A 24,756-nucleotide genomic window follows, 5' to 3' on the forward strand; every position below is an offset into this window, starting at 1 on the left:
CCACTGCATACGGGGCCGCGTATGAACCGCATCGTCAATCTGCCCATGGCCCTGCGCCGTTCCAAGCTGCGTCACTCTGCACGCCCGCCGGATATCGCCGTTCCTGCCTGATCGCGCGAACTGAAACCCGCGACAGTCAATTTCTCTTTCCCTGATATCCCTGCCGGGACACGTGCGCTTTTTTTGTCGCGTCGTGTCCGGCCGAATCTGCGCGCCTGTGCGGCGCCATCGTGAGTGATTTGCCATGAAATTCGCAGCCATCGAAGACGCCCGCCTGTTCCTTGAACAGAACCCCGATATCGACATGATCGAGTTGTTCATCCTCGACGCCAACGGCGTGCCGCGCGGCAAGCTGTTGCACCGTGAAGAACTGCTCGCCGTGTATGAAAGCGGCCGACCGCTGCCGAGCACGATCCTCGGTTTGACCGTACAAGGCGAAGACGTCGAGAACTCCGGTCTGGTCTGGGACGTCGGCGACATCGACTGCCGCGCCTATCCGCTGCAAGGCAGTCTGGTGCGCCTGCCGTGGCGGCAGATTCCGACGGCCGCGGTGCAGGTCAGCATGCACCCGACCGAGGGCATGCCGGCGAGCATCGCTGACCCGCGTCACCTGCTGATCAAAGTCATTGACGGGCTCAAGGCCGAGGGTTACCACCCGATCATGGCCTGCGAGCTGGAGTTCTATCTGCTCGACGCCAAACGTGATCACAACGGCCGCCCGCAACCGGCGCGGGACGCTGATGGCGGTCGACCGCGACACACGCAAGTCTACGGTTTGCGCGAGCTGGAGCAGATCGAACCGTTCCTCGCCGACCTTTACAGCGCCTGCAAGCTGCATGGCATTCCGGCGCGTACGGCAATCTCCGAATACGCGCCGGGGCAGGTGGAAATCACTCTCGAGCACGGCGACGCGCTGGCGGCGATGGACCAGGCCGTGCGCTATAAACGTCTGGTCAAAGGCGTGGCGCACAAGCACGGCATGCAAGCCACATTCATGGCCAAGCCGTTCGATGATCTGGCCGGTACGGGCATGCACATGCACGTCAGCCTCGCCGATGCCGAGGGTTGTAATCTGTTCGCTTCCGAGGACCCGGCCGGCACGCCGCTGTTGCGCACGGCGATTGGCGGCATGCTCGCATCCTTGCTCGATTCGCTGCTGCTGTTCTGCCCCAACGCCAACTCTTATCGACGCTTCCAGGCCAACAGCTACGCGCCGCTGGCGCCGACCTGGGGTGTCGACAACCGCACGGTCAGCCTGCGCGTGCCGGGCGGCCCGGCCCCTACGCGACACATCGAACATCGTATTTGCGGCGCCGACGCCAACCCTTATCTGGCGGCAGCGGCGATTCTTGCCGGGATACATCGCGGCATTCGTGAGGAGCTGGATCCGGGCGCGCCGGTCGAGGGCAATGGTTACGCTCAGGCAAAAGAATTGTTGCCGACCGATTGGCTGACGTCGCTACAAGCGCTGGAAAATTCACAGTGGGCACGGGACGCGTTGGGGCAGGAATTCCTTGGGGTGTATCTGGCGGTGAAGCGTGCCGAGTATCGGCAGTTCATGGCTGAAGTGGGTGAGCAGGATTGGCGCTGGTACCTGACCGAGGCTTAACGATCAGACACCGAACCTGTGCGAGCGTGCTCGCTCGCGAAGCGTGGTCACATTCAACATCTTGGGTGACTGACATACCGCTTTCGCGAGCAAGCCCGCTCCCACAGGGGATTGCATTATGACTTACGAATTTTATGTGGATCCTGACATGACCATTCGCTGCAATTCCTATTACACCGCCACCCTCAATCAGGACACCGACTACCCGCCCCTGCAGGGCCGGCACAAGGTCGATGTGGTGATCATCGGCGGCGGCTTCACCGGCGTTGCCACCGCTGTCGAGCTGGCGGAAAAAGGCCTGAAAGTCGCCATTGTCGAAAGCCACAAAATTGGCTGGGGCGCCACCGGGCGCAATGGCGGGCAAGTGACTGGCAGCCTCTCCGGCGACGGTGCAATGCGCAAACAGATGCGCGCAAAACTGGGCGATGACGTGGATGATTTCATCTGGCACCTGCGCTGGCGCGGGCATGAAATCATCCGCCAGCGCGTCGAAAAATATGCGATCCAGTGCGACCTCAAACACGGCCATTTGCACGCGGCATACAAGCCGAGCCACATGGTGGATCTGCGCAAGGATTACGACGAAGCCGTGCGCCGCGGTCTGGGTGATGAAGTAAGTCTGCTTGACCGCAACCAGGTTCGCGACTTACTGCAAAGCGAGCTCTATCACGGCGCAATCAAGAACACCCGCAACCTGCACCTGCATCCGCTCAACCTGTGCATTGGCGAAGCACGCGCAGCCGAAAGTCTGGGCGGGCTGATCTTCGAGAACAGCGAAGTGCTGGAGATCATTCACGGCGACAACCCCGGCGTGCGCACCGCCCACGGCCGGATCGACGCCAGTCAGGTGATGCTCGCCGGCGATGTCTATCACAAGCTCGAACCGGGTCAGCTCAAGGGCAAGATTTTCCCGGCCATGGGCGGCATCGTCACTACCGCGCCGCTGGGTGATCTGGCGAAACAGATCAACCCCGAAGATCTTGCGGTGTACGACTGCCGCTTCGTCCTCGATTACTACCGGCTCACTGCCGACGGCCGTTTGCTGTTCGGCGGCGGCGCCAACTACAGCGGCAAGGATTCCCGGGACATTGCTGCGGAGCTGCGACCGTGTATCGAGCGCACCTTCCCGGCGCTCAAAGGCGTGCCAATCGATTACCAATGGAGCTGCGCCATGGGCATCGTCATCAACCGCATCCCGCAACTGGGCAAGCTCTCGGACAACGTCTGGTATTGCCAGGGCTACTCGGGGCACGGCATCGCCACCACGCACATCATGGGCGAAATCATGAGCCGGGCGATCACCGGGCAGATGGAACAGTTCGACACATTCGCCGCGTGCCAGCACATTCGCGTCCCCATGGGCGACCTGCTCGGCAACCCATTACTGGCAGCGGGAATGTGGTATTACCAGATGCTTGAGCGGTTGCGCTGATCCAAACTGTAGGAGCTGCCGAAGGCTGCGATCTTTTGATCTTGTTTTAAAAAAATCAAAAGATCGCAGCCTTCGGCAGCTCCTACAGGGCCATGTTTTCACTGCAGCTTACATGTGGGAGCGGGCTTGCTCGCGACCGGGCCCTCACATCCACCCCAAATAATTCAATCCGGCAACTGCTCCACCACAATCCCCAACCGCCGATAATCCTCCACACTCCCCGACCCCGGATGCCGCTCGGTAATCAACGTATGCAGGCGCGTACACGGCGCCACTACAAATGGCTCCACCGCCCCCAACTTGTCCGCCGTGGTCACCGCAATCACCCGCGCTGCACTGTCGAGCATCGCCTGCTTGATCGGCACTTCATCGAAATGCAGCGAGGTGATGCCGACCTCGGGATGAATCGCACAGACCCCGGTAATCGCCAGATCCGCCTTGATTCCCGCCAGCAATCGCAGCGCTTCCTGACCACTCGCCGACATCGAATGCGGATTCAATTCACCGCCCGCCAGGATCACTTTCACACCCTTGTATTCGGATAAGGCAATCGCCGTCAGCGGTGAAGCGGTCACGGCGGTGATGCGGACATTGGCGGGTAAGGCGCGCGCCACCTGCAACGTGGTCGAGCCGGAATCGAACAGCACAATCTGCCCGTCCTCGACGTGCTGCGCCGCCAACTGCGCCAGGCGCACTTTGACCTCGTCGGTCTCATCCAGGCGGGTGAAGTAATCCTTGCCGGAGTCCTTCGGTCGCGGCAGCGCGCCGCCATGCACGCGCTGCACCAGGCCGGCGCTGTCCAGCTCGGCGAGGTCACGGCGGATGGTGTCTTCGGAGACTGCGAAATGCTGGCTCAGCTCGGAGGCCATGACCTTGCCGTCACGCTCAAGAAGCAAAAGGATTTTCTGCCGACGCAGGGACGGCAGTTCAGCGATGGAGTGGTCGTGCATGGTTGCGCCTGTTTGTGCTTGTAGTTGCAGGTTTCAGCGAGACTAGCCAAAGCACCGGGCAAATACAAACGCAGCGGCTATCAATGCTTTCGATCATTGGAATCAACACGGCGAATTTTTTCTTTGCGCTGCGCCTGTTCACAATGGCCCCACTCTCAAAAGCTCAGGATGACCAGCCCATGAATCTCAATTTCGCCTTCGCCTGCATGATCGTCGTCTCGTTCGCGATTGCCCTGGGCCACGCCTGAACATGCATCAAACCGAGGCGAGCAATTGCTCACGCAACCATCTTTGCGCCGGATCCCGGTGCACGCGCTCAGTCCCCCTGGGTGAGGGGGACAGCGCGCCAAAACCAGCCGCAAACAACAAGCACACAATGGATTTCATAGTTCGCCTTCCTGGCTATCCAACTGACTACAGCGTCCACATGTAGGAGCTGCCGAAGGCTGCGATCTTTGCTCTTGATCTTGCAAAAACAACATCAAAAGATCGCAGCCTTCGGCAGCTCCTACAGGGGGTTGCATTCCTAAGCGCGAAGCCGTGCAATCGCCCGCCGATATTTCTCGATCCGCTCCAGATCCTCCCAACTCGGCGAGGCAATCCGTGAGATATCGCTGTTCTCTTCCAGATCCGCCAGTTTCACCACGCGCCCGATCGGGTTCTGCGCGGCGCGGTCGACGAAATCCTCGTAAGACTCACCGGGCAATTTCGTCACAGCTGCAATCGCGGTCAGCACCTCCTCGCTGAATCCTTCGCGGCGTAAATCATCAAGACTGACGCCGCAATCCTCGACCACGTCGTGCAGCACAGCGACGATGCGCTCTTCCAGCGTATGCATGCGCAACATGACTTTCAGCGGATGAAGAATGTACGGCGCGCCGCCCTTGTCCACCTGCCCCGTGTGGGCCGTAGCGGCAATGGCGATGGCGCGTTCGAGGGATTGGGCCATGGGAATCGAATCCTGCGCTGAATGTTTCTGATTGTTGCGCAGTGTAAGCGAAGAACGCGCAGCGCAAAGCCGATTGAACCTTGCCCGCCCTCGCCGCCTCGAAACCAGACAAGCGCCAAATCATCGATCGGACGCGGCGCCATTGGAGAGGAATTGCCGATGAAAACCCGACTGCTGCTTCTGATCGCCACATTCGCCATCATCCCCACCTGCGTCATGGCCGAAGGCTGCGACGTGCACACCCGCTCCTCAAGCGCCTCGGTGCCGGCGGTGGAAACCCACAGCTGCTACGAATACGAAGGCATGCCCGTCGATTCCATCAACTGGTCATGCAGCAACGAAACCAAGGACACCCTCAACGCCACCAAGAAAAAAGTTGATCGCTGCGACGATCACTACCAGGCCACCTGCAGCGCCCGCCTGACCCAGGAATCCCTGGCCAACCCGCACTCGACCAGCAAAGACAAAAGCGCCAAACCCTTGAACATGCCTGATAACGCCAAAGTCACCACGTATTACTACGACGGTGAACATCTGGCTCAGGCGAAAATTGATTGTGAGAACAGTGGGGGCAACTGGAAGGCGAAATAGCGCCTGTTATCGGTTGATCTGTTGCAGAGCCCGGCGCGATGCCGGGCTTGCTGCATCCGCAAACAGCCTCAACCTTTACCAGCACCGCTGCTGGTGCCGCTGTCATTCGATTGCTTCGAGCCGCTGGGCTTGGAACCTGAAGGCGTTGAGCCGTCATTGTTGGTGGTGTTGCCCTGAGTGCCTTTGGGCACGGTGCCGTTGGAGTGAATGTCTTCCGGCGCACTCGGGTTGGCTTGGCTATTGCCGTCGTTAGCGGTGGGTGCCGGGGTGTCGCTGGCGGCTGTTGCGTAGAACGAGGTGGCGGATAACAGCGTGGCCAGGGTCAGTGCTGCGAGGTTGGATTTGCGCATGTTGGCGGTTCCTTTGCGAGGGTCAGGTACGCATTGGAAACAGGTGCGCAGCAAAAATGCGGGGCGGCTGACGAATGGTTATCGCCCAACAGGCTCGTGCGATTTCGAGGTCCGCAACTGCATAGGAAAACATCCATGTGGCGAGAGGGCTTGCTCCACCGGACTGTGAAGCGACCTTAAACCGACCTCACCATCGTGGGCACTCAGAACTTTCACTTCCTGACGTCCGCCGCCCTTGTAAGACTTATCTGAGATCGGTGAACACCGAAACTTTGCCTCTCGGCACTGGCTTAAATTGACGGTTACTCTGCGAGCAAGACTAACCTTTAAACAAGGCAGCGCATCCATGGCCAATCACAGCTACATGAGTATCACTGGAGATCGACAAGGCCTGGTCTCCGCCGGATGCTCCGACACTAACTCCATCGGCAACAAGTGCCAACTGGGCCACCTTGACGAGATAATGGTACTGGCCTATTCCCACAACATGACCACCGGCAATAACGGCGGCGTCACTGCAGATCGTGGCCAACACTTGCCAATCATGATCACCAAGAACATCGACAAATCCTCACCACTGCTCTTCGCCGCACTTCATGAGCGAGAAGTGCTGGACTGCACCATCGTCTTCTACCGAACCTCCCCCGCTGGCACACAGGACAAGTACTTCAAAATCCACATAACCGGCGCAAAAATTGCCCACATCAACCTCCAGGTTCCCCACGCCATTCATTTGAATGACGCACAGCCCCAAGAATTGGTGTCCTTCACCTATCGCGAAATCAGTTGGACGCACCTCCAGGCGGGCACGTGCGGTTTCAGCACTTGGGGAAATGACGGTGAATGAGGATTTGTGCGACATCAACGATGTTACCCGAGCAGCTGCCGATCTGGTCGCATTCGGCTGTCAGATTGGCGCGACTCAACTGTATGACAGTTTCAATCAGCTTCGATTTAACGAGGTCGTTTCGTCTTATGCGAATGAGATTATTCGAGCTGTTGATGAAGGCGTTATCAGCGCCAAGCAAGGGTTGCAGGAGCTTAGGGAGGAACATACTGAGTTACTGAACAAGGTATCGTTCTATGCTCAAAACGGTGTAGGTGTTGCTGCGGGGATGATGCAATTGCAGATAGGTGCCATACAATTCTCCAGCAAAAGTCCGCGAGGTGTATTTGCAGGAGCACTCTTTTCAGCGCACGGCATCAACAATATTCATGAAGGGGTAGTAAATATCTACAACGGCCCTGATGCTCAAAGCACAGTGGGTCCGATGCGTAGATTCTATCAATCCATGGCAAACGAAATACATATAGGAAACACTGCTTACTACAGCGTAGACTTAATTCTTTCCGGGTTTGGCATGCTGCAGCACGTGCGAAAACCAGGCTCAAAGGAGTTATTCAATCACGACCCTATTAATTATGAACGAGCTTACAACCAAACGGGGAACCTGGCTTTGACACTCGAACTTCTGACCGACAGCATTACGGTAAAAAACATAAACAAAGAAATAGTATTTCGACAGGACAATTAACTTACCTTTTCACCTTGAACTCATCACCCGACATCATGTACGCATAAAAAGAAGCAAAAACCACAAAACCCAACAATCTATAAAAAACTTCAGACATACTCACCAAATCCTTAATCGTGTAATAAAGAATCTCCTCAACAAACAATGCACAATTAAAGAAAATATATTGCTTCACCCATACAGGATACCGATCACTTAGGACATTTCGCCCTCGCAACTCCGCCAACTGATCAGGAAAGCAGTAGCGAAAATTAACATATAGAAGTAAAACAAAAACCAGAGCACTTACAATTTCCTTTACATCCTCCAACACTAAAAAAATCCCACTGAAAAAATTCACTTGCACTAACGCGCCAATCCCACTCAAAGCGATAGTCAAGAAAAACAACAATATTGTTTGACTTATGAATCTTAACATCATCACTTTACCCGCCTTAAGAACGTCATATAACACCCTTTTACCATTGAACGCAAAAAAGACATATTTTCCGAACACTCATACTTCCATCACCCACGTTCGCCCGCGCGAAGCCATGTAACCATACCAGCCCCCCCTAACGTCATTAACCTTGCATCATCACGCACTCATTCAGAGCATTCCTACAAATAAAAACCGTCAAACCTACAAACTTTTCCTCGACTCAAAAAAAATCCGACGCCCTTCAACAGGCGTCGGATTTACTTACAGCGCATGGTTAATGCCTGACGCATCAATCAGAAGTTAGCCGGCGTATTCGCGCTAATGATCTCAGCCTCGTCCGCCCCGATATTCCGGAACTTATGCGGTAACGTGGTCGGAAAGTAATACCCATCCCCGGCATTCAACACGCTCACCGAGCCATCCACCGTCAACTCAACAGTCCCGCGCGTTACCAACCCGCACTCCTCACCTTCCGAGTGAACAATCGGCTCTTCGCCGGAGCTGGCACCGGGGGCGTATTGTTCGCGCAGCAGGCGCATCTGGCGGCTGGGGACGGAGGCGCCGATGAGCAGCAGGCGCAGGCCGTGGCGGCCGAGGTCGGGTTGTTCATTGGCGCGGAAGACGTATTGGTGTTCGCGTGGGGGCTGGTCGAAGGTGAAGAAGTCGGCCAGGGACATAGGTATGCCTTCGAGCAGCTTTTTCAGCGAGCTGACGGAGGGGCTGACGCGGTTCTGTTCGATCAGCGAGATGGTCGCGTTGGTCACGCCGCTACGCCGGGCGAGCTCGCGCTGGGAGAGTTTGTAGCTTTCGCGTACTAGTTTGAGTCGAGAACCCGTATCCATGACAGCCTTATGTTGAGGTACTTAAGGGTAATGGGGGTGGGTGGCGGGTGACGCGCAGGTCGCGCGGATCACGTAGCTCCCGTGTCCCGGAACCGTGAAAGGCGGCTATTAAATCACGTTTGCAGATGTTGCTCAGCAGGTTCGATGGATGGTGAGACGAAACTCCCTTCTGCCTTGGCAATACAGCCAATGTGGGAGCGAGCTTGCTCGCGAAAGCGGCAGGTCGGGCAACATCATTGCTGAATGTACCTCCCTCTTCGTGAGCAAGCCCACTCCCACATTCAACTGGCGCCAGGCGCAACATCTTCCAACACCACCGATTCCCCTGTGGGAGCGGGCTTGCTCGCGAAAGCGGAGTGTCAAGCGACACCCATGTTGGCTGATATGGCCCCTTCGTGAGCAAGCCCGCTCCCACAGTTTGATCTCTGGTGTGCCAGCTGCATTGATGACAGGCCCCTCACATCTGCTGTCCTCAGGTATGTCAGAAAAACCGGCGGAGGCTTGGGGGCCGCCGCCGGGGCGGTTACTCAGACGCCGAAACGGTCGCGCAGCGAATAGTAGACGGCGCCCAGAGCGGTGAGCGGCGCGGAGAACGTGCGGCCGCCGAGCATCGGCATGTGTGGCAGTGAGGCGAAAGCGTTGAAGCGTTCGGCGTCGCCGCGAATCATTTCCGAGATCAGTTTGCCGGCCAGGTGCGAGCAGGTGACACCGTGACCACTGTAACCCTGCATGTAGTAGGCGTTCTTTTCGATGCGGCCGAATTGCGGCATGCGCGACATGGTCAGCAGAAAATTGCCGGTCCAGCGGTAGTCGATCTTCACGTCTTTGAGCTGCGGGAAGGTCTTGTGGATCTTCGGCCGGATCAGTTGCTCGATATCGTCCGGTTCCCGCGCGCCGTAGACCACACCACCACCGTAAAGCAGACGGTTGTCAGCGGTGAGACGGTAGTAATCGAGCAGGTAATTGCAATCTTCGACGCAATAGTTGTGGGTAATCAGGCTGCGCGCCTGCTGCTCGGTCAACGGTTCGGTGACGACGATTTGCGAGCCGCACGGCATGCTTTTCGCGGTGACGCGGTTGTCGAGGCCTTGCGGCAGATAAGCGTTGCCGGCGATCAGCAGATATTTGGCGCGGACCAGACCTTTGGCGGTGCGCACGGTGATCGGCTCGCCGTAGGTGATTTCCACCGCCGCCGATTGCTCGTAGATCATGCCGCCCAAACGCACGATGGCGGCGGCTTCACCCAGGGCCAGGTTCAAGGGATGAACGTGGCCGCCCTGCATGTCCAGCAAACCGCCAACGTAAGCATCGGAACCGACTTCGCGACGGATATCCGCTGCGTCGAGCATCCGCAGATTGCGGTTGCCGTAGCGTTCCCAGTTGCGCTTCTGCTCGGCCAGACCGTTGAGTTGCTTCTTGTTCATCGCGGCGAAAATACCGCCCGGGCGGTAGTCGCATTTGATGCCGTAATCCTTGATGCGCGAACGGATGATATCGGCGCCTTCGAAGATCATGCTGCCAAGGATTTCTGCAGTCTTGTCGCCGTAGCGCTCTTCGATGACATCGACGTCGCGGCTGTAGGAGTTGACCAGTTGCCCACCGTTGCGCCCGCTGGCGCCGTAGCCGACTTTCGCCGCTTCCAGCACCGTGACTTTATAGCCGGCTTCGCTGAGAAACAGCGCCGAGGACAGACCGGTATAGCCGGCGCCGATGATGCAGACATCGCAGTCCACCGCTTCTTCGAGAATCGGGAAGTCAATGACTTCATTGCGCGTGGCCGCGTAGTAACTGTTTACGTGTTGCTGTTTCATAGGTTTCTCCGAGGGCCGCCAACCAAGGGCGACCGCCGCTGTAAAAGAGTCAGAGCTTGATCCAGGTCGCTTTCAGCTCGGTGTACTTGTCGAATGCGTGCAGCGATTTATCGCGACCGTTGCCCGACTGCTTGAAGCCACCGAACGGCGCGGTCATGTCGCCGCCGTCGTACTGGTTGACCCAGACGCTACCGGCGCGCAGGCCCCGAGCAAAGGTGTGGGCCTTGCTCAGATTGCTCGTCCACACACCGGCAGCCAGACCGAAGATGCTGTCGTTGGCGATCTGCAGCGCTTGCTCGGCAGTGTCGAAGGTGATCAGCGACAGCACCGGGCCGAAGATTTCTTCTTGCGCGATGGTCATCGCGTTGGTTACGCCGTCGAAAATCGCTGGCTGCACGTAGAGCCCACCGGTTTCCTCGAGGGTGCGCTGGCCGCCTGCAATCAGCTCGGCGCCCTGCTCGTGGCCGATGCTGATGTAACGCAGCACATTGTCCAGTTGACGCTGGTCGACCACGGCGCCGACGGTGGTCGCCGGATCCAGTGCGTGCCCCGGTTTCCAGGCTTGCAACGCGTCCACCAGCAGCGGAATGAACTGATCGCGGATCGATCGCTCGACCAGCAGGCGCGAACCGGCCGTGCAGACTTCGCCCTGGTTGAAGGCGATGGCGCTGGCCGCCGCTTCTGCTGCCGCGCGCAGGTCCGGGGCGTCGGCAAATACCACGTTCGGGCTTTTGCCGCCGGCCTCGAGCCAGACGCGTTTCATGTTGCTCTGACCGGCGTAAATCATCAGTTGCTTGGCGATCGCCGTGGAGCCGGTGAAGGCCAGCACGTCGACGTCCATGTGCAACGCCAGCGCTTTGCCGACGGTGTGACCGTAACCCGGCAGCACGTTGAAAACGCCTTTCGGAATCCCGGCCTCCAGCCCAAGCTGCGCGATGCGGATGGCGGTCAGTGGTGATTTTTCCGACGGTTTGAGAATGAACGAGTTACCCGCCGCGAGCGCCGGGGCGAACTTCCAGCTGGCCATGATCAGCGGAAAATTCCACGGCACGATCGCCGCGACCACGCCGCAGGGTTCACGAGTGACAAGGCCGAGCTGATCATGCGGGGTGGCAGCGACTTCATCGTAGATTTTGTCGATGGCCTCGGCGCTCCAGCGGATAGCGTTGGCGGTCGCGGGAATGTCGATGCTCATCGAGTCACTGATCGGTTTGCCCATGTCGAGGGTTTCCAGCAGCGCCAGCTCTTCCTGGTGTTGCAGGATCAGATCGGCGAAGCGGATCAGGATGCGCTTGCGCTCGGCCGGGGCTTTTTTCGCCCAGATACCGGAGTTGAACGATTGACGCGCGGCTTCGACGGCGAGGTTGGCGTCGGCTTCATCGGTGCTGGCGACCGCGGCGAGAAAACGGCCGTCGACCGGGCTCAGGCATTGGAAGGTGTCGCCGCTGATCGCCGGGCGGTATTCGCCATTGATGAAAGCGCGCGATTCGATGGACAGAGACTGGAAGCGTTGTTCCCAGACGTTGCGGGTTGTGATCATTGTGTTGAGCTCGACAAAAGGATTGGGGACGGGCGAACGCACGCCAAACGGAATCTGGTAACCCGAACTCCCGGTAGGAGCTGCCGAAGGCTGCGATCTTTTGACTTTGTTTTTTCCCAGGCAAGATCAAAAGATCGCAGCCTTCGGCAGCTCCTACAGGGTCAGGTGTTGGCTTTTAGACCGTATGCAGATACCAGTTGTACTCAAGGTCAGAGATCGAGTTCTCGAACTCGGCCAGTTCGCTTTCCTTGCACGCGACAAACACGTCGATGTACATCGGGTCGATATAACGCGCCATGACTTCGCTGTCGTCGAGCTCGCGCAGGGCATCACGCAGGTTGTTCGGCAGGCTCTGTTCGTTCTGCTCGTAGCTGTTGCCTTCAACCGGGGCGCCCGGCTCGATCTGGTTGGTCAGGCCGTGGTGAATACCGGCCAGCACCGACGCCATCAGCAGGTACGGGTTGGCATCGGCACCGGCAACACGGTGCTCGATGCGCACAGCATCGGCGGAACCGGTCGGCACGCGCACGGCCACGGTGCGGTTGTCGATGCCCCAGCTTGGCGAGTTCGGCACATAGAATTGCGCGCCGAAGCGGCGGTACGAGTTGACGTTCGGGCAAAGGAACGCCATTTGCGCCGGCAGGGTCTCGAGCACACCGCCGATCGCGTGACGCAGTGCGGCGTTCTGCTCGGGATCCTCGCTGGCGAAGATGTTGTTGCCCTCTTTATCCAGAATCGAAATGTGCACGTGCAGACCGTTACCGGCCTGGCCCGGATACGGCTTGGCCATGAAGGTAGTGTCCATCTCGTGGTCGTAGGCGATGTTCTTCACCAGACGCTTGAGCAGCACCGCGTAATCGCACGCCTTGATCGGGTCGGAGACGTGATGCAGGTTGACTTCAAACTGCGCCGGGGCGCTTTCCTTGACGATCGCATCAGCGGGAATGCCCTGCTCTTTCGCGCCTTCGAGAATGTCTTGCAGGCAATCGACGTATTCGTCGAGATCGTCGATCAGGTAAACCTGAGTCGACACCGGACGCTTGCCGGAGACCGGTGAGCGCGGTGATTGCGGACGACCGTTCACGTTGTCCTGGTCGATCAGATAGAACTCCAGTTCGAACGCGGCGCAAATCGTCAGACCGAGGTCGTCGAACTTGCGCACAACGTTGGCCAGCACTTCACGCGGGTCAGCGAAGAATGGCTGGCCTTCGATCTCGTGCATGGTCATCAGCAGCTGTGCGGTCGGGCGTTTTTGCCACGGCTCGATGCTCAGGGTGCCGGGGATCGGGTAGCAGATGCGATCGGCATCGCCAATATCCAGGCCCAGACCGGTGCTTTCCACCGTCGAGCCGTTGATGTCCAGCGCGAACAGCGACGCCGGCAGGTTGATGCCTTTTTCGTACACCTTATGAAGACTGGTGCGTTCGATGCGCTTGCCGCGCACCACACCGTTCATATCCGCAATCAGAAGGTCGACGTACAAAACCTCAGGATATTTCTTAAGGAATGCGTTGGCTTCGTTGAGTTGAACGGTACGCAGAGGGACCGACATGATGCACCTATTTAGCTGTTAATTATTATGTTCACCACCGTGTTGCGCAGCCAGTCAATCCGAAAGGCAAAGTGAAGTCAATAGCGAACACCCTGCCCTGAAGCCTTTATTTTTCGGGCTTTTCTTAACACTCTCGTGCCATATACGCCCCTAAACCCAGGTAACGCTGAGCAATTTGATGAACGGCGTTTAGAATTTTTTACATGGCAGTTGTTAATTAAAATCAACGACGCTAAGCTCCGGAAAAGCTCGTTCAAGTGACAGACTTCGAGGTGAATAAAAATGGCATTCAAGCCATTGATCGGCGTTACAGCGTGCGTCAAACAGATTGGCCTGCACCCCTATCACATCAGCGGCGACAAGTACGTACGTGCTGTCAGCGTTGGCGCCCAGGGGCTGCCGGTGGTCATTCCTTCCCTCGGTAATTCGACTGAAATCGACGACCTGCTTGGTCAGCTCGACGGTCTGCTGCTGACCGGCTCGCCCTCGAACGTGGAGCCCTTCCACTATCAAGGCCCGACCAGTGCGCCCGGCACGGATCATGATCCGGCCCGCGACGCCACCACCCTTCCTTTATTGCGTGCAGCCATCGCCGCGGGCGTTCCGGTGCTCGGCATCTGCCGTGGCTTTCAGGAAATGAACGTGGCGTTCGGCGGCAGCCTGCATCAGAAGGTGCATGAGCTGCCGGGCATGCTCGATCACCGCGAGGCCGACAGCCCCGACGTGGCCGTGCAATACGCACCGGCCCACGCGGTGACGGTGCTCGCGGGCGGCGTGTTCGAAGCGCTCGAGCTGCCGGGTGAGTTTCAGGTCAACTCGATTCATAGCCAGGGCATCGATCGCCTCGCCCCCGGCCTGCGTGCCGAAGCCGTGGCACCGGACGGCTTGATCGAGGCGATCTCGGTAGAGCACAGCCCTACCTTCGCCCTCGGTGTGCAATGGCACCCGGAATGGCAAGTGCTGGACAACCCGAACTACCTGAAGATTTTCCAGGCATTCGGCGCAGCGTGCCGGCGACGGGCGGTGAAGCGCAGTCAGCGCTGACGCAATCGCGGAACAACTGACGATTTACTGCCCCCACGGCTGGCGGGTGCGCGTTTGCACATCCGTCAGTCGTGAACAGCGATACCCGTAATAACAACAAGTACGACCCAGGCAGCCAGGACGGCGGCGCCGAACAAGCCGGATCGGTTCGAGCGATATGCATCAGATCAATACAAAACCTGTGGGAGCGGGCTTGCTCGCGAAGGCGGTGTGTCAGACACCCACCCTATCGACTGACACGGCGCTTTCGCGAGCAAGCCCGCTCCCACAAGGGATCTGTAATGACTGACATCGCACTTACAGGCTTGCAATCCACTTAAGCCCGGCCACATTGGCCAGGCACACGACACCTGTTGGGAGTTTCACATGGCAAACGCCTCCAGCACTTACCGCAAGGCACTCGAAGGTCATCAGCAACCGAAAAAGGTGTTGGTGAAAGTCGATCGTGTCACCAAGAAGTTCGACGAAACCGTGGCCGTGGACGATGTGTCCCTGGAGATCCATCAGGGCGAAATCTTCGCGCTGCTGGGCGGTTCCGGTTCGGGCAAATCGACTCTGCTGCGCATGCTCGCCGGTTTCGAGCGGCCGACCGAGGGGCGGATTCTGCTTGATGGCGTGGACATCACTGACATGCCGCCGTACGAGCGGCCGATCAACATGATGTTCCAGTCCTATGCGTTGTTTCCGCACATGACGGTTGCGCAGAACATCGCTTTCGGCCTCAAACAGGACCGCTTGCCCGCCAGCGAAATCGATGCCCGCGTCGAAGAGATGCTGCGTCTTGTGCACATGACCCAATATGCCAAACGCCGCCCGCATCAGTTGTCCGGCGGCCAGCGCCAGCGCGTTGCCCTCGCCCGCTCACTGGCCAAACGGCCGAAGCTGTTGCTGCTCGACGAGCCGATGGGTGCGCTGGATAAAAAGCTGCGTTCGCAGATGCAGCTTGAGCTGGTGGAAATCATCGAGCGCGTCGGCGTGACCTGCGTCATGGTTACCCACGACCAGGAAGAAGCCATGACCATGGCTCAGCGCATCGCGATCATGCACCTGGGCTGGATCGCGCAAATCGGCAGCCCGGTCGACATTTATGAAGCGCCGGTCAGCCGCATGGTCTGCGAGTTCATCGGCAACGTGAACGCCTTCGACGGCACCGTGGTGGAGGATCTGGAAGGCCACGCGATCATTCACAGCCCGGACTTGCAGCAAAAGATCTACGTCGGCCACGGCGTCAGCACCTCGGTGCAGGACAAGTCGATCACCTACGCCATCCGCCCGGAAAAAATGCTCGTCAGCACCACCCAACCGGAGTTCCGCTACAACTGGTCTGAAGGCAAGGTCCATGACATTGCCTACCTCGGTGGTCACTCGGTGTTCTACGTCGAGTTGCCCGGCGGCAAGATCGTCCAGTCATTCATGGCCAACGCCGAACGCCGTGGCGCGCGGCCGACCTGGGACGACAAGGTCTATGTCTGGTGGGAAGACGACAGCGGCGTGGTGCTGCGCTCATGAGAACCTTCAATCAGCAATTCCTGCGTCTGGTGCCCAGCGGGCGGAAACTGGTGATCGGCATTCCGTTCATCTGGCTGTTTCTGTTTTTCATGCTGCCGTTCTTTCTGGTGATGAAGATCAGCTTCTCGGAAGCTGCGCTGGCGATCCCGCCTTACTCGGAGATCTACACGTTCGCCGAACAGAAATTCCAGCTGCTGCTGAATATCGGCAACTACACCCTGCTTGGTGAAGATGAGCTGTACCTGTCGGCGTACCTGGGCTCGCTGAAAGTCGCGGCACTGAGCACGCTGATGTGCCTGGCGATCGGCTTTCCGATGGCCTACGCGATCTCCAAGACCGGCAAGGAAACGCAAAACGTCCTGCTATTGCTGATCATGATGCCGACCTGGACGGCGATTCTGATCCGCGTGTACGCGTGGATGGGCATCCTCAGCAACAACGGTCTGCTGAACGCGTTTCTGATGTGGACCGGGCTCACCGATCACCCGATCGAGATCCTCAACACCAACACTGCCGTGTACATCGGCGTGGTCTACGCCTATCTGCCGTTCATGGTCCTGCCGCTCTACGCGAACCTCGTCAAGCACGACAACAGCCTGCTGGAAGCCGCGCAGGATCTGGGCTCGAGTAACTTCAACAATTTCTGGAAGATCACTGTGCCACTGGCGAAAAACGGCATCATCGCAGGCTGCATGCTGGTGTTCATTCCGGTGGTCGGCGAGTTCGTGATTCCAGAATTGCTCGGTGGCCCGGAGACGTTGATGATCGGCCGCGTGCTGTGGCAAGAGTTCTTCAATAACCGCGACTGGCCGGTAGCGTCCGCGCTGGCGGTGGTGATGCTGTTGATCCTGATTGTGCCGATTCTGCTGTTCAACCGCAGCCAGGCCAAAGAGATGGAGGCACGGGGATGAAACGCTTCAATTTTTCCAAGTTCATGCTGATCTTCGGTCTGATGTTCATTTATCTGCCGATGCTGATTCTGGTGATCTACTCGTTCAACGCCTCGAAGCTGGTGACAGTGTGGGGCGGCTGGTCGATCAAGTGGTACGCCGGCCTGCTCGACAACACGCAACTGATGGGCTCGGTGGTGCGCTCGCTGGAAATCGCCTGCTACACCGCGATTGCTGCGGTGGCACTGGGCACCCTCGCCGCTTTCGTCCTGACTCGCGTTACGCGCTTCAAGGGCCGCACGCTGTTTGGCGGTCTGGTCACCGCGCCGTTGGTGATGCCGGAAGTGATCACTGGCCTGTCGCTGTTGCTGCTGTTCGTGGCGATGGCGCAGCTGATTGGTTGGCCGCAGGAGCGTGGCATCGTGACGATCTGGATCGCCCACACCACGTTTTGTGCAGCCTATGTCGCAGTGGTAGTCTCCGCGCGCCTTCGCGAGCTGGATCTGTCGATCGAAGAAGCAGCAATGGATCTGGGTGCGAAGCCGTTCAAGGTGTTTTTCCTGATCACCATTCCAATGATTGCGCCGTCGCTGGCTGCGGGCGGGATGATGTCGTTTGCCTTGTCGCTGGATGATCTGGTGCTGGCGAGTTTCGTTTCCGGGCCCGGCTCCACGACCTTGCCGATGGAAGTCTTTTCGGCGGTGCGTCTGGGTGTGAAACCCGAGATCAACGCCGTGGCCAGCCTGATTCTGCTGGCGGTGTCGTTGGTGACTTTCCTCGTCTGGTATTTCGGTCGCAAGGCGGAAGCCAATCGCAAACGGGCGATTCAGGAAGCGATGGATCAGACCGCAAATGAGTCGTGGCAGCCGCAACGTGCGGCGACCGCCTTGTAGAAGCTGCGGCACGCTGCGATCTTTTTGCTCTCCAAAAGCAAGATCAAAAGATCGCAGCCTCGTTGCACTCGTCAGCTCCTACCGAGGGCTCGTCGATCAAGTTGTGTTTTTGAATGAAAAGAAGGGAGTTGTACCGATGAAAACGTTTGGCAGGACTCTGCTGACACTGTCCTTGATGGGCGCAATGGTCATGGGCGCCCAGGCCAACGACAAGGTGCTGCGTGTGTACAACTGGTCCGATTACATCGCGCCGGACACTGTGAAAAAGTTCGAAGACGAGACCGGCATTCGCGTGACCTATGACGTCTTCGACAGCAACGAAACCCTTGAAGCGCGCCTGCTGGCAGGCAAATCCGGTTACGACATCGTCGTGCCGTCGAACAGTTTTCTGGCCAAGCAGATCAAGGCCGGCGTCTATCAGCCGCTCGACAAGTCGAAGCTGCCGAACTGGAAGAATCTCAACCCGGTGCTGTTGAAAAACGCCTCGGCCAGTGATCCGGACAACGCGCACGCGTTCCCGTACATGTGGGGCTCGATCGGCATTGGCTTCAATCCGGCGAAGCTCAAGGAAATGCTCGGCGCCAACGCCCCGACCAACTCCTGGGACTTGCTCTTCAAGCCGGAGAACGCTGAAAAACTCAAAGCCTGTGGCATCAGTTTCCTCGATTCGCCGACCGAAATGCTCCCGGCCGCGCTGCACTACCTCGGCTATCCGGTGAACGACAAGGACAAGGCGCACATCGCCGAAGCCGAAGCGCTGTTCATGAAAATTCGCCCGTATGTGGCGTATTTCCATTCATCGAAGTACATCTCCGATCTGGCCAACGGCAATATCTGCGTAGCGGTCGGTTACTCCGGCGACGTCCTGCAGGCCAAGGCCCGTGCAGTGGAATCGGGCAACAACGTGGTGATCGACTACAGCATTCCCAAGGAAGGCGCCGGCAGTTTCTACGACATGGTCGCGATCCCGCGCGACGCTGCGAACGTCGACAACGCCTATCTGTTCATGGATTTCCTCATGCGTCCGGACATCATCGCCGAGGTCACCAACAGCATCGGCTACAGCAATGCCAACGCAGCGGCCACGCCGTTGGTGGACGAAGCGATTCGCAACGAACCGGGCTCTTATCCGTCGCAAGCGGTGATGGCGACGCTGTATGCAGTGCCGGATCAGCCGATTGCCACACAGCGGATCATGACTCGCGGCTGGACGCGGGTGAAGCTCGGCAAGTAAAGACACCGATATTCCAGCGGGTTTGCGCGCGAAAGCGTCGTGTCAGTCAATGAATGTGCCAGATATGCCGACGCATTCGCGAGCAAGCCCGCTCCCACAATGAAGTCGGTGTTGTGTCAGAAAACGTTTTCCCGTTCACGCAGCGCCTTACCACCGCTGCCCCTGCTCTGAACGGCCTCACCCGGCTCCCTCGGCTCGGGTGAATTTGCAGGCGCCTTCGGGCGCCTTTTTTGTCCGCTCAGATCAGTGACCAGTCCTGCACAACCCGATAACGGCCCTTATGTGATTCGAACAAAGCGAAGCGTTCAGCGCGCAGGAAAAACTCTGGCGGCGTACTCGCTTCCGGTTCCGGCGCACGGTATTCGCGGGCCAGGGTCAGGTGCGGGCGGAACTCGTGGGTCGGTTCTTCAAAACCGAACGGCAGCATCGCCTGTTCCAGCGCGTAGACCAGACGCAACAACGCCGGCGGTGCTTGCTCCGGTGCCAGCGACAACACCCCTGCGCGATGCCAGACCTGCAAACGATCCAGCGCAACCCGCAACGCTTCGCCCGGAATACGGACACAGGCCGCGGCTTCGCAAACACCGTGGATCTGCGCCAGCGGCACCGCACCGAGAAACAGCAAGGTCAGGTGAAAGTTATCCGCCGGAACCGGTTTGCCGCTGCGCAGGCCCAGTTCCGCACGCCACTGGGCGATGGCCTTGCGCTGCGCCGGCGGGCAATTCAAAGCAAAAAACAGCCGCTTCGACGGTTCGTCGTTGCGCACCCCATCAATCATCGCCATGCCCCCCTTTATCGTCATGATCGGGCCGAATCAGCTCAGCCTGTACTGACGACTCGCGACAGGAAGCTATAGTTCAAGGATTGCCAACAACCGGAGGCTGCCATGCGCGAGATCCTCAGCAAAGAACCCTGGTGGGCCCGGCCACCGCATCCCGGACAGGACGAAAGCGAACTGGAATGGGGCTGGCTGGTGCACTACAACGAAGGCGAACCGCGCTTCGAATTCGTCCGCGAACGGCCGACCGACGAGCAGATCCGCAACCGCAAGGGCTGTCGCATCACGCCGTCTGCCGAGTGACGCAAACCCGAGGCCGCCTGTCCGCAAAACAGGCGACCCGGTTTCAGACCTGCGCCTGAGCCCCTTCGAACCACGCCAGTTTTTCGCGCAGTTGCACCACCTCACCGACGATCACCAGCGTCGGCGCATGAACTTCATGCTCCGCCACCAGTCGCGGCAAGTCGGCCAGGGTACCGGTGAATACCCGCTGATTGACCGTGGTGCCCTGCTGGATCAGTGCCGCCGGAGTGTCGGCCGCACGACCATGCCTGATCAACTGCTCGCAGATGATCGGCAGGCCGACCAGGCCCATGTAGAACACCAGCGTCTGCGCCGGGGCGACAAGGTCGGCCCAAGGCAGATCGGTGGAGCCGTCCTTCAGGTGGCCAGTGACAAACCGCACAGATTGCGCGTGGTCACGATGGGTCAGCGGAATCCCGGCATACGCCGCGCAACCGCTGGCCGCCGTGATGCCCGGCACAACCTGGAATGGAATACCGTGAGCTGCGAGCTCTTCGATCTCTTCGCCACCGCGACCGAAGATGAACGGATCGCCTCCCTTCAACCGCACCACGCGCTTGCCGGCCTTGGCCAGATCGACCAGTTGCTGGTTGATCTGATCCTGCGGTACCGCATGTTCGGAACGGCGCTTGCCGACGTACACACGCTCGGCATCGCGACGGCACAACTCCAGAATTGCCGGCGCCACCAATCGGTCATAGAGCACCACATCGGCTTGCTGCATCAGCCGCAGCGCACGGAAGGTCAACAGATCCGGATCGCCCGGACCGGCACCGACCAGATAAACCTCGCCCGTGGTGACCATGGGCTCGCCATCCACCTTGGCTTGCAGCAGGCGTTCGGCTTCAGCGCCCTGCCCGGCCAACTGGCGATCGGCGATCGGGCCCTGGAAAACGTCTTCCCAGAAGCCGCGACGCTGCTGCACATCGGGAAACAGGTTTTTCACCTGATGGCGGAAACGCGCAGCGAGACCGGCGAGTTGGCCGTAGGTGGACGGAATCCAGGTTTCGATCTTTGCCCGAATCAGACGCGCCAATACCGGCGCGTCGCCGCCGCTGGAGACGGCAATGATCAGTGGCGAGCGGTCGACGATCGCTGGGAAGATCACGCTGCACAAGGCCGGAGCATCGACCACGTTGACCGGCACGCAACGCCGATGCGCATCGGTCGAAACCTGGGCATTGAGCGTTTCGTCATCGGTCGCGGCAATGATCAGTCCGCAACCGTCAAGATCCGTTTCGACGTAACCGCGCAGCAGGCATTCGCCGCCGCTGGCAGCGACCAGTTCGGCCAGTTGCGATTCAATTTCAGGTGCGACCACCCGCAGCAGCGCACCGGCATCGGCCAGCAGGCGGGATTTGCGCAAGGCAATTTCCCCCCCACCGACAACCAACACACGACTGCCGCGCAGGTTGTGAAACAGCGGCAGATATTTCATTTAGCCGATGACCTCAAGACCACCCATGTACGGCTTGAGCACGTCCGGCACACGGATCGAACCGTCGGCCTGCTGGTAGTTTTCCAGCACCGCCACCAGCGTACGACCGACCGCCAGGCCGGAACCGTTCAAGGTGTGCACCAGCTCAGGCTTGCCGGTTTCCGGGTTGCGGAAACGCGCTTGCATACGACGGGCCTGGAAGTCGCCGCAGTTGGAGCACGAAGAGATTTCGCGGTATTTGTCCTGGCTCGGAATCCACACTTCGAGGTCGTAGGTCTTGACCGCGCTGAAGCCCATGTCACCGGTGCAAAGTGCCAGAGTGCGGTAAGGCAGACCGAGCAATTGCAGAACCTTTTCAGCGTTGGCGGTCAGGCCTTCCAGCGCTTCCATCGATTGCGACGGCTCGACGATCTGGACCATTTCGACTTTGTCGAACTGGTGCTGGCGGATCATCCCGCGAGTGTCGCGGCCCGACGCACCGGCTTCACTACGGAAGCACGGGGTATGCGCGACGAACTTGATCGGCAGCGATTTCGAATCGACGATTTCGCCGGCAACGATGTTGGTCAGCGACACTTCAGCAGTCGGGATCAGATACAGGTCGGCTTCGCCTTCGCGGGCGATCTTGAACAGGTCTTCTTCGAACTTCGGCAGTTGCCCAGTGCCTTGCAGCGCCGGGGCCTGAACCAGATAAGGCGTGTATGCCTCTTCGTAGCCATGTTCATTGACGTGCAGATTGATCATGAACTGTGCCAGCGCGCGATGCAGACGCGCGATCGGGCCACGCAACAGCGCGAAACGTGCGCCAGACAGCTTGGCAGCGGTTTCGAAGTCCAGCCAGCCGAACTTCTCGCCGAGGGCGACGTGGTCTTTGACTTCGAAATCGAACTGGGTCGGGGTGCCCCAGCGGCGCACTTCGACGTTGTCGTCTTCGTCCTTGCCGACCGGAACCGACTCGTGCGGCAAATTCGGGATACCGAGCAGGATCGAATCCAGTTCGGTCTGGATCGCATCCAGCTCGACCTTGCCAGCGCTCAGTTCGCCCGCCATGCGCTCGACATCCGCCATCAACGGCGCAATGTCTTCACCGCGCTGCTTGGCCTGCCCGATGGATTTGGAACGCGCGTTACGCTCAGCCTGCAGTGCTTCGGTGCGGGTCTGGACGGTCTTGCGCTGTTCTTCCAGCGCTTCGATGCGCGCGGTGTCCAGGGCAAAGCCACGGGAAGCCAGGCGGTCCGCTACGTCCTGAAGGTTGCTACGTAACAGTTTGGAATCGAGCATGTCGGTTTCTCGTTATCAAAGTTTGGTCAGGGACAGGCCGGCCCACGTGGCGAGCAGCCCGCCGAATACGCTGAGTGCCGCGTAGCCCAGGGCCAGCAACACTTGCCCGCTTTCCAGCAGGCGCACCGTATCCAGTGAAAAGGATGAAAAAGTCGTCAGCCCCCCAAGGAAGCCGACCATCAACCCGGCACGCACCTCGATCGGCACCTCCGGACGTATCAAAAACAGGCCGTACAACACGCCAATCAGCAGGCAGCCCACGATATTAACGGCCAGCGTCGCGGTATAGAAGTGCCGCGGCCAATTGGCGCTGACCCAATTACCGGTGGCGAAGCGCAACAAGGTGCCGGCAACGCCGCCAACCGACACTGCGAGGATCAAGGGAACCACTATTTTCTCCGCTGCCGAGGGCTCAACCGGTCGAGTTGGGCAAGGTGATTGAGCTTCTCACCGATCTTCAACTCCAGGCCACGGGGCACTGGCTGATAGAACGGAATCGGCTCGAGTTCTTCAGGAAAATAGTCTTCACCGGCGGCGTAAGCGTCCGGCTCGTCGTGGGCGTAACGGTACTCGTCGCCGTAACCCAGTTGCTTCATCAGTTTGGTCGGTGCATTGCGCAGGTGCAGCGGCACTTCCAGCGAGCCGTTTTCGGCAGCCGCACGCAGTGCGGTTTTGAAGCCCATGTACACCGCATTGCTTTTCGGCGCGCAGGCCAGATAAGTGATGGCCTGGGCCACCGCCAATTCGCCTTCCGGGCTGCCGAGACGCTCCTGCACCTCCCACGCGGCGAGACACAGGCTCAGCGCACGCGGGTCGGCGTTGCCGATGTCTTCGCTGGCCATGCGCACCACGCGCCGGGCCAGATAAAGCGGATCGCAGCCACCGTCGATCATCCGCGCAAACCAGTACAGCGCGCCGTCGGGGTTGGAGCCGCGCACCGATTTGTGCAGCGCCGAGATCTGGTCGTAGAACGCTTCACCGCCTTTGTCGAAACGCCGGCGTGTATCACCGAGCAGGCTTTGCAGCAGCTCGGTGCCGATTTCGCTGTTGTCTTCAGCCAGGTCGGAGGCGTTCTCCAGCAGATTGAGCAGACGCCGCCCATCGCCATCCGCGGCGGACAGCAGCATCTGAAAACCTTCATCGCTCAGCGTCAGGTTGCGCTTGCCCAGCCCGCGTTCCTCGGTCAGCGCGCGGTGCACCAGTTTGCGCAGCGCCGCTTCGTCGAGGCTTTTCAGCACATAGACGCGAGCACGCGACAACAGAGCGTTATTGAGTTCGAAAGAGGGGTTTTCAGTGGTGGCACCGATAAAGATCAGCGTGCCGTCTTCAACGTAGGGCAGAAAGGCATCCTGCTGCGACTTGTTGAAGCGGTGCACTTCATCGACAAAGAGGATTGTGCGTTTGCCGTACTGGCCGGCCTGCTGCTTGGCGATTTCAACGGCCTGACGGATTTCCTTGACCCCGGCGAGCACCGCCGAAACCGTTTCGAAGTGCGCATCGGAGACTTCCGCGAGCAAGCGTGCAAGGGTGGTTTTGCCCACGCCCGGCGGCCCCCAGAAGATCATCGAATGCAGCGCGCCCTGCTCCAGCGCCTCACGCAGAGGCTTACCGCGAGCGAGCACGTGTTCCTGACCGACGTACTCATCCAGATTGGCCGCACGCAGACGCGCGGCCAGAGGTTGGGCAATCGGTGCACTGCGAAACAGATCCATCACGTAGCGTTGAAACCTCTATTTGAATACCAGGACCAACATTACACCCTGTGGGAGCGGGCTTGCTCGCGAATGCGGTGTGTCAGTTGGCA

Annotated in this window: 25 protein-coding genes; 12 read left to right on the forward strand and 13 right to left on the reverse strand. The window is 59.0% G+C overall.

What is annotated here, in order from left to right:
- Window positions 1–244: 244 nt before the first annotated feature.
- Window positions 245–1,609: a glutamine synthetase family protein gene (locus CXF97_RS14370; protein ID WP_101159082.1), complete on the forward strand. Its 1,365-nt coding sequence runs from the start codon at window positions 245–247 to the stop codon at window positions 1,607–1,609.
- Between the two features lie 148 nt (window positions 1,610–1,757).
- On the forward strand, window positions 1,758–3,041 hold the full coding sequence (locus tag CXF97_RS14375; RefSeq protein ID WP_101159213.1) for an FAD-binding oxidoreductase: 1,284 nt from the start codon (window positions 1,758–1,760) through the stop codon (window positions 3,039–3,041).
- A gap of 164 nt (window positions 3,042–3,205) precedes the next feature.
- Here the strand turns inward: CXF97_RS14375 and CXF97_RS14380 are convergent, their stop codons facing one another.
- On the reverse strand, window positions 3,206–3,991 hold the full coding sequence (locus tag CXF97_RS14380) for a DeoR/GlpR family DNA-binding transcription regulator (protein WP_101159083.1): 786 nt from the start codon (window positions 3,989–3,991) through the stop codon (window positions 3,206–3,208).
- Window positions 3,992–4,074: 83 nt separating this feature from the next.
- Between CXF97_RS14380 and CXF97_RS14385 the strand changes: the two genes are divergently transcribed.
- Window positions 4,075–4,239: a hypothetical protein gene (locus CXF97_RS14385; RefSeq protein WP_178081192.1), complete on the forward strand. Its 165-nt coding sequence runs from the start codon at window positions 4,075–4,077 to the stop codon at window positions 4,237–4,239.
- 278 nt (window positions 4,240–4,517) lie between these two features.
- Here CXF97_RS14385 and CXF97_RS14390 read toward each other — a convergent pair whose 3' ends face one another.
- Window positions 4,518–4,940, reverse strand: a complete 423-nt coding sequence (locus tag CXF97_RS14390) for an HD domain-containing protein (protein WP_101159085.1) — start codon at window positions 4,938–4,940, stop codon at window positions 4,518–4,520.
- Window positions 4,941–5,099: 159 nt separating this feature from the next.
- On the opposite strand from CXF97_RS14390, the gene CXF97_RS14395 reads away from it, so the two are divergent.
- Complete coding sequence (locus tag CXF97_RS14395) at window positions 5,100–5,531, forward strand: hypothetical protein (RefSeq protein ID WP_101159086.1); 432 nt, start codon at window positions 5,100–5,102, stop codon at window positions 5,529–5,531.
- A 68-nt stretch (window positions 5,532–5,599) separates the two neighbouring features.
- Here CXF97_RS14395 and CXF97_RS14400 read toward each other — a convergent pair whose 3' ends face one another.
- Complete coding sequence (locus CXF97_RS14400) at window positions 5,600–5,881, reverse strand: hypothetical protein (protein ID WP_101159087.1); 282 nt, start codon at window positions 5,879–5,881, stop codon at window positions 5,600–5,602.
- Window positions 5,882–6,227: 346 nt separating this feature from the next.
- On the opposite strand from CXF97_RS14400, the gene CXF97_RS14405 reads away from it, so the two are divergent.
- Both CXF97_RS14405 and CXF97_RS14410 read left to right on the forward strand, forming a co-directional pair.
- A complete protein-coding gene (locus CXF97_RS14405; RefSeq protein ID WP_101159088.1) occupies window positions 6,228–6,728 on the forward strand; it encodes an Hcp family type VI secretion system effector in 501 nt (166 codons plus the stop codon).
- Window positions 6,715–7,416, forward strand: a complete 702-nt coding sequence (locus CXF97_RS14410; protein ID WP_178081193.1) for a DUF4225 domain-containing protein — start codon at window positions 6,715–6,717, stop codon at window positions 7,414–7,416. The genes CXF97_RS14405 and CXF97_RS14410 overlap by 14 nt, the downstream gene beginning before the upstream one ends.
- A 1-nt stretch (window position 7,417) precedes the next feature.
- On the opposite strand, the gene CXF97_RS14415 is transcribed toward CXF97_RS14410, so the two are convergent.
- The 5 genes from CXF97_RS14415 to CXF97_RS14440 form a co-directional block, all read right to left on the reverse strand.
- Window positions 7,418–7,912 carry a hypothetical protein gene (locus CXF97_RS14415; RefSeq protein WP_101159089.1) on the reverse strand — a complete coding sequence of 165 codons (495 nt, stop codon included), beginning with the start codon at window positions 7,910–7,912 and terminating at the stop codon, window positions 7,418–7,420.
- A gap of 218 nt (window positions 7,913–8,130) precedes the next feature.
- Window positions 8,131–8,679, reverse strand: coding sequence for a cupin domain-containing protein (locus tag CXF97_RS14420; RefSeq protein WP_042558757.1), 549 nt, complete (start codon window positions 8,677–8,679; stop codon window positions 8,131–8,133).
- 527 nt (window positions 8,680–9,206) lie between these two features.
- Window positions 9,207–10,490, reverse strand: a complete 1,284-nt coding sequence (locus CXF97_RS14430) for an FAD-binding oxidoreductase (RefSeq protein ID WP_101159091.1) — start codon at window positions 10,488–10,490, stop codon at window positions 9,207–9,209.
- Between the two features lie 49 nt (window positions 10,491–10,539).
- Window positions 10,540–12,030, reverse strand: coding sequence for an aldehyde dehydrogenase (locus tag CXF97_RS14435; protein WP_101159092.1), 1,491 nt, complete (start codon window positions 12,028–12,030; stop codon window positions 10,540–10,542).
- A 175-nt stretch (window positions 12,031–12,205) separates the two neighbouring features.
- Entirely contained in the window at window positions 12,206–13,582 is a 1,377-nt protein-coding gene (locus tag CXF97_RS14440; RefSeq protein ID WP_007918694.1) for a glutamine synthetase family protein, read from the reverse strand.
- Window positions 13,583–13,864: 282 nt separating this feature from the next.
- On the opposite strand from CXF97_RS14440, the gene CXF97_RS14445 reads away from it, so the two are divergent.
- From CXF97_RS14445 to CXF97_RS14465, 5 genes are all read left to right on the forward strand, one after another.
- Window positions 13,865–14,626 carry a gamma-glutamyl-gamma-aminobutyrate hydrolase family protein gene (locus CXF97_RS14445; RefSeq protein WP_101159093.1) on the forward strand — a complete coding sequence of 254 codons (762 nt, stop codon included), beginning with the start codon at window positions 13,865–13,867 and terminating at the stop codon, window positions 14,624–14,626.
- A gap of 366 nt (window positions 14,627–14,992) precedes the next feature.
- The gene (locus tag CXF97_RS14450; protein ID WP_039763289.1) at window positions 14,993–16,135 is read left to right on the forward strand and encodes an ABC transporter ATP-binding protein; all 1,143 of its coding nucleotides are present in this window, start codon (window positions 14,993–14,995) and stop codon (window positions 16,133–16,135) included.
- Window positions 16,132–17,046: an ABC transporter permease subunit gene (locus tag CXF97_RS14455; RefSeq protein ID WP_101159094.1), complete on the forward strand. Its 915-nt coding sequence runs from the start codon at window positions 16,132–16,134 to the stop codon at window positions 17,044–17,046. The genes CXF97_RS14450 and CXF97_RS14455 overlap by 4 nt, the downstream gene beginning before the upstream one ends.
- Complete coding sequence (locus CXF97_RS14460; RefSeq protein WP_101159095.1) at window positions 17,043–17,918, forward strand: ABC transporter permease subunit; 876 nt, start codon at window positions 17,043–17,045, stop codon at window positions 17,916–17,918. The genes CXF97_RS14455 and CXF97_RS14460 overlap by 4 nt, the downstream gene beginning before the upstream one ends.
- A gap of 136 nt (window positions 17,919–18,054) precedes the next feature.
- Entirely contained in the window at window positions 18,055–19,152 is a 1,098-nt protein-coding gene (locus CXF97_RS14465) for a polyamine ABC transporter substrate-binding protein (RefSeq protein ID WP_101159096.1), read from the forward strand.
- A gap of 238 nt (window positions 19,153–19,390) precedes the next feature.
- Here CXF97_RS14465 and thpR read toward each other — a convergent pair whose 3' ends face one another.
- On the reverse strand, window positions 19,391–19,930 hold the full coding sequence (gene thpR / locus CXF97_RS14470; protein ID WP_101159215.1) for an RNA 2',3'-cyclic phosphodiesterase: 540 nt from the start codon (window positions 19,928–19,930) through the stop codon (window positions 19,391–19,393).
- 108 nt (window positions 19,931–20,038) lie between these two features.
- On the opposite strand from thpR, the gene CXF97_RS14475 reads away from it, so the two are divergent.
- On the forward strand, window positions 20,039–20,233 hold the full coding sequence (locus CXF97_RS14475) for a hypothetical protein (RefSeq protein WP_039763294.1): 195 nt from the start codon (window positions 20,039–20,041) through the stop codon (window positions 20,231–20,233).
- 43 nt (window positions 20,234–20,276) lie between these two features.
- On the opposite strand, the gene cysG is transcribed toward CXF97_RS14475, so the two are convergent.
- The 4 genes from cysG to CXF97_RS14495 are packed head-to-tail and all read right to left on the reverse strand — an operon-like array spanning window position 20,277 to window position 24,664.
- Window positions 20,277–21,671, reverse strand: a complete 1,395-nt coding sequence (gene cysG / locus CXF97_RS14480; protein ID WP_101159097.1) for a siroheme synthase CysG — start codon at window positions 21,669–21,671, stop codon at window positions 20,277–20,279.
- The gene (serS, locus tag CXF97_RS14485) at window positions 21,672–22,952 is read right to left on the reverse strand and encodes a serine--tRNA ligase (RefSeq protein WP_065616030.1); all 1,281 of its coding nucleotides are present in this window, start codon (window positions 22,950–22,952) and stop codon (window positions 21,672–21,674) included.
- 15 nt (window positions 22,953–22,967) lie between these two features.
- Complete coding sequence (gene crcB, locus CXF97_RS14490; protein ID WP_016775261.1) at window positions 22,968–23,342, reverse strand: fluoride efflux transporter CrcB; 375 nt, start codon at window positions 23,340–23,342, stop codon at window positions 22,968–22,970.
- On the reverse strand, window positions 23,342–24,664 hold the full coding sequence (locus CXF97_RS14495) for a replication-associated recombination protein A (protein WP_042609225.1): 1,323 nt from the start codon (window positions 24,662–24,664) through the stop codon (window positions 23,342–23,344). The genes crcB and CXF97_RS14495 overlap by 1 nt, the downstream gene beginning before the upstream one ends.
- Window positions 24,665–24,756 lie beyond the last annotated feature (92 nt).

Origin of the sequence: Pseudomonas sp. Choline-02u-1, assembly GCF_002836515.1 — a bacterium.
Taxonomy (GTDB): Bacteria; Pseudomonadota; Gammaproteobacteria; order Pseudomonadales; family Pseudomonadaceae; genus Aquipseudomonas.